The organism is Longibacter sp., from assembly GCF_051155795.1.
In the GTDB taxonomy this organism is placed as follows: Bacteria; Bacteroidota; Rhodothermia; order Rhodothermales; family Salinibacteraceae; genus Longibacter.
Map to the genome: position 1 here is coordinate 1 of NZ_DAXETW010000032.1, position 11,615 is coordinate 11,615.

The 11,615-nt window shown below is 62.4% G+C and carries 13 protein-coding genes and 1 pseudogene; 7 read left to right on the forward strand and 7 right to left on the reverse strand.

Annotated features, from left to right (window positions below):
* From ACFCU0_RS04330 to ACFCU0_RS04355, 6 genes and pseudogenes are all read right to left on the reverse strand, one after another.
* Positions 1–252, reverse strand: a pseudogene (locus ACFCU0_RS04330) (hypothetical protein); the annotation flags it as partial.
* A 120-nt stretch (positions 253–372) separates the two neighbouring features.
* Positions 373–1,335, reverse strand: a complete 963-nt coding sequence (locus tag ACFCU0_RS04335; protein ID WP_434972449.1) for a universal stress protein — start codon at positions 1,333–1,335, stop codon at positions 373–375.
* Between the two features lie 57 nt (positions 1,336–1,392).
* On the reverse strand, positions 1,393–2,361 hold the full coding sequence (locus ACFCU0_RS04340) for a universal stress protein (RefSeq protein ID WP_434972438.1): 969 nt from the start codon (positions 2,359–2,361) through the stop codon (positions 1,393–1,395).
* A 56-nt stretch (positions 2,362–2,417) separates the two neighbouring features.
* The gene (locus ACFCU0_RS04345; RefSeq protein WP_434972439.1) at positions 2,418–3,407 is read right to left on the reverse strand and encodes a universal stress protein; all 990 of its coding nucleotides are present in this window, start codon (positions 3,405–3,407) and stop codon (positions 2,418–2,420) included.
* Between the two features lie 305 nt (positions 3,408–3,712).
* Positions 3,713–4,246 (reverse strand): class I SAM-dependent methyltransferase, encoded by a 534-nt coding sequence (locus ACFCU0_RS04350; protein ID WP_434972440.1) that lies wholly within the window; start codon positions 4,244–4,246, stop codon positions 3,713–3,715.
* A 188-nt stretch (positions 4,247–4,434) separates the two neighbouring features.
* Complete coding sequence (locus ACFCU0_RS04355; protein ID WP_434972441.1) at positions 4,435–6,225, reverse strand: M3 family oligoendopeptidase; 1,791 nt, start codon at positions 6,223–6,225, stop codon at positions 4,435–4,437.
* Between the two features lie 253 nt (positions 6,226–6,478).
* On the opposite strand from ACFCU0_RS04355, the gene hisB reads away from it, so the two are divergent.
* The 6 genes from hisB to ACFCU0_RS04385 all read left to right on the forward strand — a co-directional run bounded on the left by hisB (position 6,479) and on the right by ACFCU0_RS04385 (position 10,812).
* Positions 6,479–7,078, forward strand: a complete 600-nt coding sequence (hisB, locus tag ACFCU0_RS04360; protein WP_434972442.1) for an imidazoleglycerol-phosphate dehydratase HisB — start codon at positions 6,479–6,481, stop codon at positions 7,076–7,078.
* A gap of 79 nt (positions 7,079–7,157) precedes the next feature.
* Positions 7,158–7,976, forward strand: a complete 819-nt coding sequence (proC, locus tag ACFCU0_RS04365) for a pyrroline-5-carboxylate reductase (protein WP_434972443.1) — start codon at positions 7,158–7,160, stop codon at positions 7,974–7,976.
* A 46-nt stretch (positions 7,977–8,022) separates the two neighbouring features.
* On the forward strand, positions 8,023–8,649 hold the full coding sequence (gene hisH / locus ACFCU0_RS04370) for an imidazole glycerol phosphate synthase subunit HisH (protein ID WP_434972444.1): 627 nt from the start codon (positions 8,023–8,025) through the stop codon (positions 8,647–8,649).
* A gap of 89 nt (positions 8,650–8,738) precedes the next feature.
* Positions 8,739–9,551, forward strand: a complete 813-nt coding sequence (gene hisA / locus ACFCU0_RS04375; RefSeq protein ID WP_434972445.1) for a 1-(5-phosphoribosyl)-5-[(5-phosphoribosylamino)methylideneamino]imidazole-4-carboxamide isomerase — start codon at positions 8,739–8,741, stop codon at positions 9,549–9,551.
* 114 nt (positions 9,552–9,665) lie between these two features.
* On the forward strand, positions 9,666–10,475 hold the full coding sequence (gene hisF, locus ACFCU0_RS04380; RefSeq protein WP_434972450.1) for an imidazole glycerol phosphate synthase subunit HisF: 810 nt from the start codon (positions 9,666–9,668) through the stop codon (positions 10,473–10,475).
* Positions 10,476–10,509: 34 nt separating this feature from the next.
* The gene (locus ACFCU0_RS04385) at positions 10,510–10,812 is read left to right on the forward strand and encodes an ABC transporter permease (RefSeq protein ID WP_434972446.1); all 303 of its coding nucleotides are present in this window, start codon (positions 10,510–10,512) and stop codon (positions 10,810–10,812) included.
* 61 nt (positions 10,813–10,873) lie between these two features.
* On the opposite strand, the gene ACFCU0_RS04390 is transcribed toward ACFCU0_RS04385, so the two are convergent.
* Positions 10,874–11,350 (reverse strand): putative molybdenum carrier protein, encoded by a 477-nt coding sequence (locus tag ACFCU0_RS04390; protein ID WP_434972447.1) that lies wholly within the window; start codon positions 11,348–11,350, stop codon positions 10,874–10,876.
* Positions 11,351–11,394: 44 nt separating this feature from the next.
* On the opposite strand from ACFCU0_RS04390, the gene ACFCU0_RS04395 reads away from it, so the two are divergent.
* Positions 11,395–11,615: 2'-5' RNA ligase family protein (locus tag ACFCU0_RS04395; protein ID WP_434972448.1), on the forward strand; the 221-nt coding region annotated here is incomplete at its 3' end.

The window sequence follows — 11,615 nt, forward strand, 5'->3', positions numbered from 1 at the left end:
AACAGCCCCCGGCACCGCGTGGGTGTCGAGCAGGGCGGGCACCCGCCGGTCCAGTCGCTGCTGAACGGAATCGGCATTCAGGCCGGGCCGTTGCTCCACTGAAGGCACATCCTGCGCGACAGCAGCAGGTACCCACCCTGCGATGCTGACGACGAGAGCCAGCGCGACGATGAATGTCCGCCTGGAAGAGCGCGCGACGAAAGGACTAACCAGCCGAGACGCATCGCCGGTCCGACGTGAAAGAGTGTCCATGAAAGCGGGGTACGAATCGAAGAAAAAAGACGAGCCCGCATATGATAACGGGCCCGTCTCAGAAGCGCATTGTCAAGTGATCGAACGAGACGTAAAATCCATGTCGCCCCGGTCTTCCGGTCAATCCGTGCCGGGTTCTTCGGATTCGGCGGCGGCCTTCTCCACCTCTTCCTCTGTCTGCTCCGGCTCCACGCGCAGGACGCAGACCGGGCACTCGGCGCGCCGCACGACCCGGGCCGTAACAGAGCCCAGCATGATCCGCTCCAGGCCCGTCCGGCCGTGAGACGCCATCACGATCAGGTCGGCATCATGCTCGGCCGCGGCGTCCACGATCGTCATGGCCGCATGCCCTTCCTCCACGTGTGTCCGGATCGAGACCGGCAGCCCCTCGGTGGTGTCCACGAGGCGGTCCAACTGTTTCTGGGACTGCTCGACTGGGTCCGGCATGAGGTCGTGGAGTGTCACGGCACCGACAAGCGGCACAGGGAAAGGCAGCGGCTCGACGACGGTCAACACGTCCATCGACGCGTTGAACGACGCCGTTAGATCGCGGGCAGCACGGAGCAACGGGCGGCTGAACTCGGAGAGGTCGACCGGAGTCAACACGCGGTCGATATCCGAGGGCATCTTGGTATCCTCTTTCACCGTGAGAACCGCACAAGGCGCTTTCCGGACGACTTCTCCAGCGACGGACCCAAGAACGATCCGAGACACGCCGGTGCGCCCTTCCGTCCCCATCACGACCAGATCCATCCCCTCCCGCTCGGCATAGTCCGCGATGACCTGCGCCGGCGCGACGCCGCGGGTGTGGACGCGCCGCACGGGGACGTCGCTGTCTTCGACTGTTTCGATGAGGGACTTCATCCGGGCGTCGGCTTCGTCCCGGATCTCCCGGTAGAACGCTTCTTCGTCCAGGCTGGCGTCGAACGCTCCACGGAGAGGGTCGTCACCAAGCGACGGGGCGACGTGCAGCAGGTGAAGCTCCGCACCGCGCAGCTTCGCCATTTGGTATGCATACCGGAACGCATGGTGCGACTCGTCACTGAAGTCCGTCGGGTGCAGAATCGTGTCGGTTTTGAACATCACAATCAAGCGATTGAGAAACGGGCGTTGGGCAGATGGCGAGATGGGATCCGGCAATCAGTCGCCGCCGGAGGTCGACGTGACGCGTTTTTTTCCAGCGGCCTTCTCGTCCTCTCTGTGGGACGTGCGCGTCGTGAGAACGGGGCATGGCGCACGGCGAAGGACCTGTTCGGCGACGCTGCCCAGGATGACGCGTTTGACGCCCGTAAATCCGTGCGTTCCGAGCACGACGAGGTCCGGCTTGGTTTCGTCAATTCGCTCAAGAATCGAACTCGATGCATGACCGGATACCACGTGCACCGATGTCTCGATCCCGCGCTCGCCGAGCGGTCCCGCCCGCTTCTCGAGATCACGCGTCGCCCGCTCCTCGATCGCTTCGTTATTCAAGGACGATGCTCCGACGCCGTAGGCCGGGGGCAGGGTGACACGCTCCACGATATGCAGCAGTTCGACGTCCGCATCGAAGAGTTCGGCGATGCGGGCCGACTGGTCGAGCACCAGATCCGTTGCCGGCGACAGGTCGACCGCAGCAAGAATTCGGTCGAGATGCGGCCGTAGCCCCGCGGCCGGGTCCACCTCACCGGCGTTCGGGCAGACCGAGAGGACCGGGCAGGGCGCTTTACGGACGACCTCTTCCGCGACGCTTCCCATCATGGCTCGCTGAATCCCGCTCCGGCCGTGCGTACCCATGACAACCACGTCGATGTCATGCTCCCCGGCGTAGGTCAGGATGCCCCGTGCGGCCGACGGACAAACGACGGTCCGCTGGACCGTCCGGTCCGGGATGTGCTCGGCCTCAATCCGAAGCTCGCCATCCACGGGAGGCTCATCACTGGAAAGGTCCGCGTGCAAATTAGCCAGAATGTCGCTCTCCTGAATGGAGACCAACTCGGACAGTTGCGGCTCTCGCTCTTCCACATTCACGATGTGGATGCGGGCATCCGTACGTTTGGCGAGAGCGATAGCATAGCCGAGCGCTCGAACCGCCGTATTCGACCCGTCCGTTGGTACCAAAATCTCTCTCATCGTCATATACTTCTTCCCGTTTTATTAATGGGTAAGACCGACGTATGTGGATACGATCACTCCGAGGGGCCGCTCAGAAGCGTCCGCCCCGACGCCTTCACGGTCAGAACCGGACACGGAGAGAGGCGCACGATTTTCTCTGCGACGCTGCCGAGCAGAATGCGGTCGAGACCGGTCTGCCCCTTCGTCGCCATGGCGACGAGGTCGATATCGTGGTCCTCGATGAACGACGGGATTTCCGTGTCAACCGTCCCGATGATCACGTGTGGGGTGACGGATGCTTTTACCGGCGCAGATACGGCTTCGGCCGCCGGGCCGCCGGAGTCGCCCGTCGGGAGATCGACCGTCTCGTCGATGAAGGCTTGCATCCGGTCTTCCACCTTCTCCTCGATCTGCGGATCAATATCGCGGATGTCGGTGACGCCGCCGACGTAGAAAGCGGGATGGAGCTTCTGCTCGACAACATGGAGCACGTCCACGGTGGCGTCGTAGAGGTCGGCCAGCGCCAGCGCGTGGCGAAGTGCCTCTCTCGAGGGTTCGGAGAAGTCGATTGGTACGAGAATTCGCTCAGCAGCTTGAAAGTCCTCATCACTCGACGTGTCCTCTTCGCCGCGGACGGTCAGGACCGGGCGGTCGGCCCGTCGAACCACCTCCTCTGCGACGCTTCCGAGCAGGAAGCGGCGAAGCCCCCGACGCCCGTGCGTCCCGAGACCGATAATGTCGATGTCGTGCTCGCTTGCGTAGTTCAGAATGGCCGGAGCAGCAGCCACGTCGCGTACCACTGCCTCCTCAATTTCCACGTCGAAAACGGACCGATCGATTTTGTCTCCGTTCGCGTGGAGGGAGAGATGACGCCGGATCTCGTTGATGTCTCCCGCCGGTCTGATCTCTTCTCCCGGTTGCGTCGGGTCCTCGTGAAGGACCTGCGCGTACAGCACGTGGAGCGTTGCTCCCGTTCGTTGCGCGAGATCCAGCGTATATCGGAACGCCTGATTCGAGACCGGTGAGAAGTCCCGCGCAAGAAGAATCGAGTTCACATTCATCATAGCACGTGTAGAAGGGTGAGAGGAAAAGAGGTACGGGATGAGGCGCGGCCGATGTTAGCGACCAAAATCGGTGAGGGAAGGCAGTCGAACCGGCGCGCCTGTTCGGGTACGAACGATGATCCGGCTCGCAAAGAACACGCTACACAAAAGCTCGGCGCAGAATAGACAGACATGAATGGGAAGCGCTTACGGAAGGACTTGCATCCTTCTGTGGGGGAAGCCCCCACGTTCATGAAGAGGGACGGCGCTGCGGCGCGGTGGATTGAAAAGGGGGGTGCCACACATCCAATCGAACGCCAGGTCGGTCACGCCGGGAAGCGTGCGACAAGGTGAACCGTGGCCGCCTCACCCTGAAGCCGACCTTCGTCCAGTGATACGACCTCGGACGTCACCGAGAGATCATGGAACGTCTTGAATGCAGCCTCGACCTCGTCCGGCGGGACCATTCGATCCGGTCGATTCGGTCCCACGCGATCAAAGTCGCCGGACAGATGGTCCGGTCGAAACCACTGACCCAGGACGAGTCCGTCGGGGCGGACGGCCGCTCGCATTCCCGCGTACAGTTTGCTGCGCTCCGGCGGGAGAAGCTGAACGAACGTGACGATCACGACGTCCCAGGTCGACGACGGTGACCACGATCGGATGTCAGCGTGTTCGAAGGTGACGTCCAGCGATTGAGCGGCGGCTCGCCGCCGGCCGGTGGCAATCGCCTCATGAGAGAAGTCTACGCCTACGCCCGAGACGCCCCGCGATTGCGCCAGTCCTCGGAGCGTGCGACCCTCCCCCGCCCCGATCTCCAGGACCTCGGCTTTGGGTGGGATGCGATCGGCGTACTGCATAACAAACGCGCTCGGGGATGCACCAAAAAGCTCGGGCTCACGTGCGTAGCGCACATCCCAGAACGGCGGATGGCTGCTCGGGCGCATTTCATCAGTCGACGATCCGTCAGCGGACTCCATGGATGTACCCGCACCTTCAGTCGTAGGACGCCACCTCGAACGCAACCGGCTCCGCAGCCGAGACGAGTTTAGCCCGCGGGCGTCGTTTCAGAAGCCAGCGACTCCGCCTGATCAATTAACGACTCGATTTCACCGAGGCCGTTGTACCAGAACTCCAGGTCCGTAAGATCCACGCCGAGAGGCTCTACGAGCCGGTGAGGCCAGTCGGATCCGCCGGCCGCGAGGAGGTCCATGTACCGTTCCGCAAAATCGTCGCCCGCCGACTGGTACCGGCTGTAGAGGGCCAGGACGAGCAGCTCTCCGAACGCGTAGGCGTACACGTACCCGGGGGTGTGCAGGAAGTGTGGAATGTAGCTCCACCAGTGACGGTAGTGATCCCCCAGCACAACGCTTTCTTCGAACATCGCTTCCTGCGTTTCCATCCACAGCTCACTGAACCGAGCTGCCGGAAGCTCTCCTTTGGTCCGTCGTTCCGTGTGGATTCGGTGCTCGAAGCGATTCATCGCGATCTGACGGAAGACCGTGGCGATCGTGTCGTCGATCTTGCTAACGAGCATCGCGAGGCGATTCTTGCGGTCCTCTTCCCTACGCATCAGGCGCTGGAAGACGAGCATTTCCCCGAAGACCGAAGCGGTTTCGGCCGTCGTGAGCGGCGTTCCGTGATGGAAGATGGTTTGCTCCCGCGAGAGGAACTGGTGCACGCCGTGGCCGAGCTCGTGTGCGAGCGTCTGAACGTCGCGGGAGCGCCCGGTATAGTTCATCAGAACATATGGGTGGGCGCTCGGCACCGTCCCATGACTGAAGGCACCACTTCGCTTGCCATCCTTCACCGCCGCGTCGATCCAGTCCTCATCGAAAAAGCGGGATGCCGTTTCTCCCATGACGGGATGGAAGTCGCCGTACGCATCCAGCACGATCCCGCGCGCCTGGTCCCACTCGTATCGGGTGTCGGCCTCTCCGACCGGCGCGTAGCGGTCGTAGTCGTACATCTCGTCGAGACCGAGCAGCTGTTTCTTCAATTCGTAGAAGCGAGCGACCAGATCGTAGCGGGATGTCACCGCGTCGATCAACGCATCCACCGTTTCATCTTCCACCTCGTTGGACACGTTGCGGCTCTGCAACCAGTGCTCGTAGCCTCGGAGACGATCGTTCGACGCTTTTTCGGCCAGAAGCGTGTTGAAAACGAACGTCAGGGTTCGGGTGGAGTCGGTCAGACCGTCCGTAAACGCGAGCGCGGCGCTCTTTCGAACCTCCCGATCCGGCTCGTACAGCTTCGACAGGATCTCTTGCTGCGTCATCGACTCGCCGTCGAGCTCGTAGCGGACCGCCCCCATGGTCTCATCGAAATAGCGAGTCCAGGCGCCGCTTCCGGTCACCTGTTTTTCCGAGAGAATCTTCTCCTCGGGCTCCGTCAGTATGTGTTCCTTGTTTTCCTGCTCCAGCTCCAGATAGTGACGGTAGGGCTCCAAGGCTTCGCTCTCGAGCAGCTTACGCGCCCGCTCGTCATCAACATTTGCCCACTCCACCTCAATGAAGAGCAGGTGCTGGCGCGCCCGGTTGTAGGCCTCCTTCACCTTCTGGAGCTGCGCGCCGTGCTTTTCATCATTCGTGTTCGTCGACCAGGCCAGATAGGCATAGGCGTACGCCCGACCCAGATCATCCTGAATGTCTTCCAGCTCGACGAGAGCTTCCGCCAACTCGTCGGCGTCTAGGTCGTCGATCCGGCCCCGGTACGTGTCTGCGAACTGCTGCGAGCGCCGATCCGCATCTTTCAAACTCGCCTCCAGACTCTCGCTGTTCTCGTGCAGGTCTTGAAGGCTCCAGTGAATCCGTTCGGCGCCGGTCTGCGTCGCTTCCATGTGGGTCTGCATCGAATGGGAAGAGGTCGATCAACGGTGGCCCAAGACAGTTTGCTGCCCCGGGCAATTACGTACGCCACATCGCGAAGATTTGTTGTCAAGCGAAGGACGCCGGGCGACATTCTTCGCGAACCCAACGGATCAGAATTCACAGGTGCTTCCGGGCGTCCGGCACGACCCGGAGCAAGGATTCATTATCATAAGTATGTTCATCTGTTCGCCAACGTTTTCCCGCGACTGACTCCGCTTCGTGATGGCTTCTCCTGCGCCGCGCACCGCGTCCATCCACCGCGCCACGACCGAGACCGATATACGGGTCGACGTCGACCTCGACGGTTCGGGGACGTACGACAACGATACGGGGATCGGATTTCTGGATCATATGCTCGATCTCTTCGCTAAGCATGGCGGGATCGACCTCGAGGTTCGGTGCGACGGCGACCTGCAGATCGACGATCACCACACTGTCGAGGACGTTGGGATCACGCTTGGCTCGGCCATTCGAGAGGCCCTCGGCGACAAGAAGCACATCGCTCGATATGGCCATGCGTACGTACCAATGGACGAGACGCTGGCCCGCGCCGTCGTCGATCTCTCCGGGCGGTTCTACCTGCATGCGGATGTCGACTTCTCGCGCCCAACAGTCGGCGACCTCTCGACCGAGATGGTCCGGCACTTCTGGTACTCCGTCGCCGAACACTTGCGCTGCAACCTGCATGTAGCCGTTTTGTACGGAACGAACGGTCACCACAAGGTTGAGGCGATGTTTAAGAGCGTTGCGCGTGCCCTTCGAATGGCGATCAACCGGAGCGATTCTCACCCGGAGATCGCGTCGACGAAAGGAACGATATAGGGCGGCCTTTCGGCGGCTCACCACGGAGAATGATGTCCCTCCGTCCGTTCTTCGATCCAGCACAAACCCGAGCCCATCGATGCTTTCAGACGAAACCGTAGCCGTTATCGGAGCCGGAAACATCGGTCGCGCGATGATCGGCGGCATGATTCGCAGTGAGCGGGTCGCCCCGGAGCAGGTCGTTGCGACGCGTCGATCCCCCGGCGCATTGGAGGAGCTCCACGAGGCCTTCCCGGGCATCCGGACCACGACGGACAATGTCGAAGCCGTCCGGAATGCCAGCATCATTCTGTTGACGATCAAGCCGCAGAGTCGATCGGAGGTGGTAACCGAGATCCGCGAGCACGTGACCCGAACGGCGCTCGTCGTCAGCGTGCTCGCCGGTGTCACCACCGAGCGGCTGCAGATGGCGTTCGGCTCGGAGCAGCCGGTGGTGCGCGTGATGCCGAACACGCCCGCCCTGGTTGATGAGGGGGCTACGGCGATCGCGGGAGGCGCCTTCACGAACGACGGTCACCTGGAGACGGTCAAGCATATGTTTGAGGCCGTAGGACAGGTCGTGACAACGCGAGAGTCGCTCATGGACGCGGTAACGGGCCTCTCCGGCAGCGGGCCCGCCTACGTGTACATGTTCATCGAAGCACTCACTGATGCCGGGGTCCAGCAGGGCCTTTCTCGAGACGTCGCCGCCACCCTTGCCGCCCAGACCGTCTACGGTGCGGCCAAGCTGGTGCTGGAGACGGGCAAGCACCCGGCGATCCTCCGGGATGAAGTCACGACCCCGGGTGGCACGGCGATCGCTGCCGTGTCGGAACTGGAGTCGCGCGGCCTGCGCACGACGATCATCAATGCGGTCAACACGGCGACGGAGCGGTCCCGGGCGCTGAACGAGGAGTAGTCCACCGGGCAAGCACGATCGGCTTTTCTATCGACCCCTTTTCTGCATGGTCACCATTATCGATTACGGCATCGGGAATCTGCGCTCCATCGAGAAAGCCTTCCAGGCGGTGGGCGCAGACGTCCTGCGCACCGACGATCCGGACGCGATTGCTGTCGCCGAGCGACTCGTTCTTCCCGGCGTCGGGGCCTTCGGCTCCTGCATCAACGAGATCCGATCGCGAGAGGTGGAGGACGCCATCCACGCCGCCATCGATCGCGGGATTCCGTTCCTTGGCGTGTGCGTTGGGATGCAGTTGCTCTTCGACGAAGGCCTGGAGCATGGCACGCATCAAGGTCTCGGGCTCCTCCCCGGTCAGGTGGTTCACTTCCACCGCGCGGCCCACGGCGCAGCGACAGACCTGAAGGTGCCGCATATGGGATGGAACGTCCTCTCCCCGACGCGCTCGTCGCCCCTCTTTGACGGGCTCGACGAAGGAGGCGAGCCGTACGTCTACTTCGTCCATTCCTACCACGCAGTCACCGCCGACGCGTCCGACGTGCTGGCCACCTCCAGGTATGGGCACGCCTTTCCGGCCGTCGTTCAGCGTGATAATGTATTCGGGGTTCAGTTTCACCCGGAAAAGAGCCAGTACCACGGCCTTCGCATCCTGGAAAACTTCACGCACTTGTAGCGACGATGTCGTGACCGACCCTGAAACGCTCGCCGCCGTCGGCAGTGCAATCGCCGCCATCATATTTTATCGCCTGCTCCCCTCTCGCTATGGCTCTCATCATCCCCGCCATCGACCTGCGCGGCGGTCGCTGCGTGCGACTACACCAGGGATCGTACGATGACGAAACGGTCTACTTCGACGATCCCGTCGACATGGCCAAGCTCTGGCGCGTCCAGAATGCGCGAACTCTGCACGTGGTCGACCTCGATGCGGCACGCGGCGGAAGCGAGGACCGAGACGATAACCGAGAGGTCATCCGCCGCATTGCGGACGCCCTCGACATCCCGATCCAGCTCGGCGGCGGCATTCGCTCCATGGAAGATATCGAGCAGGCACTCGACTGGGGGGTGTACCGGGTCATCCTGGGAACCGTGGCAGTGCGGAACCCGGACCTCGTTGAGGAGGCCATCGATCGCTTCTCTTGCCGGCGGATCGTGGTCGGCATCGACGCCCGGGACGGCGAGGCGCGCGTACAGGGATGGACGGAGGGCTCCGGCGTGGATGCCGTCGAACTCGCGCTGGACATGGAGAAACGAGGCGTCCGGCGCATCATCTACACGGATATCAGCCGGGACGGCACGATGACCGGTCCCAACGTTCAGGCGTACCGCAACCTCGGCAACGCCCTGTCCGATGCAAAAATCACTGCCTCCGGCGGCGTCGGCCAGCACAAGGACCTGGTCAAGATTCAGACGCTCAGCCCCTACAAGGTGGATTCGGTCATCGTCGGACGTGCCCTTTATGAAAATCAGTTCCCATGCCAGCAATTCTGGTGCTGGAATGACAAGGAGAAGGTCGATCTCGACACCTACTCCACTGCGAAACTCCGCGACGAACCGACCCTGAATCCGGACTGCTAACACGCGTCCCCGGACGCACGGCATCCGGAATCGCCGGTACGCTTCGCCCACCGCACCGACCGCGACTGCACCAACCGCGACTGCACCGACACCCTGACTTCGCACATGAACGCTATGCTTGCCAAACGCATTATTCCCTGCCTGGATGTGGATGAGGGTCGCGTGGTCAAGGGCATCAACTTCGTCGATATTCGGGATGCCGGGGATCCCGTCGAGCAGGCGCGAACCTACGATGCGGCCGGCGCCGATGAACTGGTGTTTCTCGACATCACGGCCACACATGAGGGGCGGGACATCATGCACGATGTCGTGCGACGCACCGCGGATCAGATTTTCATTCCCCTCACCGTCGGCGGCGGACTACGGACCGTGGAGGACATGCGTGCGATGCTCCACGCCGGGGCCGACAAGGTTGCTATCAATTCGGCCGCCGTGAATGAACCGGATGTAATCTCACGCGGAGCCGAGGCATTCGGCGCTCAGTGCATCGTCGTAGCCATCGACGCCAAACGGACCGGGCCGGAGACGTGGGAAGTGTTTGTCCACGGCGGGCGGAAAAACACAGGCCTCGACGCCGTCGAATGGGCCGTCGAAGCCGAAGAACGAGGGGCCGGCGAACTGTTGATCACCTCGATGGATCGCGATGGGACGAAGGATGGGTACGATAATGACCTCCTCCGCCGGATCACCGATCGGGTCCGCATTCCCGTGATCGCCTCCGGAGGGGCCGGAACGCTTCCGCATCTTCGGGATGGACTGGAGATCGGGGGCGCCAGCGCCGTCCTCGCTGCCAGCATCTTTCACTTCCGGGAGTACTCCGTCGGGGACGCCAAGCAGTTTCTCCGGGACGCCGGGATCCCGGTCCGCCCGAGCGTCGATGCCTATGCGGAGCGCTATGCATCCGCCGCCGACGACGCATCCTGAGTCTCTATTCTCCGAACGACCGTCTACCGTTATCGTGGACTCGACCTCTAACAACTCGCTTTATGCCCGCATCCTGAAGAGCGGGGCGGTTGTGTTCGTCCTGCTCGGAATTGGCCTCGTGATCTGGCTCGCCGATCAATGGCTGAAACACCCGGAGATGCAGGCAAGCCAGTTCGGCAACACGGCTCCGTACTGGCCTGCGGTTATCGCGTTCGTCGTTCTCAGCGTCGCCGCCGGCGTGACGCTCCTCTGGCGCGCCGCGCATCGACTCGAGACCGGGGAGAATCTGTTTGAAGACCGGCACCGAAAATCCTTGAAGGATCTGAACGACGACTGAGTAGGAACGCCCCATAGAGCCCTCCCTCGACCCCGAATTCGCGTTGCTCCGCTCCTCGTCGTCACCCGTCGTCCATCTGCCCTCGGAGCAATGTCGAAAGAAAGGAGCGTGCCGCCTCGTAGAGTCCCGGCGCGTTACTTTCGCGCGGTCCGGCCACATTCAGGACCTCAATCTCATTCGCCACCAACCACGCCGCGATCCGTTTGCACTCCGACGGCCCGGCAGGTAGAACGACCTCCACGACCGGGCGACCCAGGTCGTGCGCCTTTTGACGGGTGAAGGCCGTCCCACGATCGGCGTCATCCAGCAGCAGAACGAGTGTGCCGTCGCTGTCGCGGACGTTCCACGCCGTTCGCTGCCGGACGTCCCGGCGCGGCGTCTCTCGAAGTGGGTACCTCGTTGAAATCGGGCCATCCTCCGCACGACGTCCACGGGGACACCAGCCACCCGCGTCAACGCCAGCCTCCATAGCAGCATCGAGGGCGGCACGGTCAACGCCGGTTTGTCCGCCGCTGACGATCTTTTTCAGGGGAGGCATGCTCATCGACGACCACCTTTAGAATCAATTCCCTGTGCTATTCCATGCGTCTTTTCATCGCCCTCGACCTGCCCGACGAACTCCGTTCGGCGTGTGCCCGCCAGGCGGAGGCCCTCCGAGACCCGTTCCAGCAGCGCGACATCGATGTGCGCTGGTCTACGCCGGATACCTACCACCTGACGATCCGGTTCATCGGGGAGTCCAGCGAAACGGAGGCAGATGCGTATCGGGATGCTCTCACATCCGTCGACGCCGCTGCGGCGCA

Excerpts from the sequence above, each read along its gene's own strand:
- hisH (WP_434972444.1), top strand. The coding sequence starts at position 8,023 with ATGGTCACCATTATCGATTACGGCATCGGGAATCTGCGCTCCATCGAG.
- ACFCU0_RS04345 (WP_434972439.1), bottom strand. The coding sequence starts at position 3,407 with ATGATGAATGTGAACTCGATTCTTCTTGCGCGGGACTTCTCACCGGTC.
- hisB (WP_434972442.1), top strand. The coding sequence starts at position 6,479 with ATGGCTTCTCCTGCGCCGCGCACCGCGTCCATCCACCGCGCCACGACC.
- ACFCU0_RS04340 (WP_434972438.1), bottom strand. The coding sequence starts at position 2,361 with ATGAGAGAGATTTTGGTACCAACGGACGGGTCGAATACGGCGGTTCGA.
- ACFCU0_RS04350 (WP_434972440.1), bottom strand. The coding sequence starts at position 4,246 with ATGCAGTACGCCGATCGCATCCCACCCAAAGCCGAGGTCCTGGAGATC.
- ACFCU0_RS04355 (WP_434972441.1), bottom strand. The coding sequence starts at position 6,225 with ATGGAAGCGACGCAGACCGGCGCCGAACGGATTCACTGGAGCCTTCAA.
- hisF (WP_434972450.1), top strand. The coding sequence starts at position 9,666 with ATGCTTGCCAAACGCATTATTCCCTGCCTGGATGTGGATGAGGGTCGC.
- proC (WP_434972443.1), top strand. The coding sequence starts at position 7,158 with ATGCTTTCAGACGAAACCGTAGCCGTTATCGGAGCCGGAAACATCGGT.
- ACFCU0_RS04390 (WP_434972447.1), bottom strand. The coding sequence starts at position 11,350 with ATGCCTCCCCTGAAAAAGATCGTCAGCGGCGGACAAACCGGCGTTGAC.
- ACFCU0_RS04335 (WP_434972449.1), bottom strand. The coding sequence starts at position 1,335 with ATGTTCAAAACCGACACGATTCTGCACCCGACGGACTTCAGTGACGAG.
- hisA (WP_434972445.1), top strand. The coding sequence starts at position 8,739 with ATGGCTCTCATCATCCCCGCCATCGACCTGCGCGGCGGTCGCTGCGTG.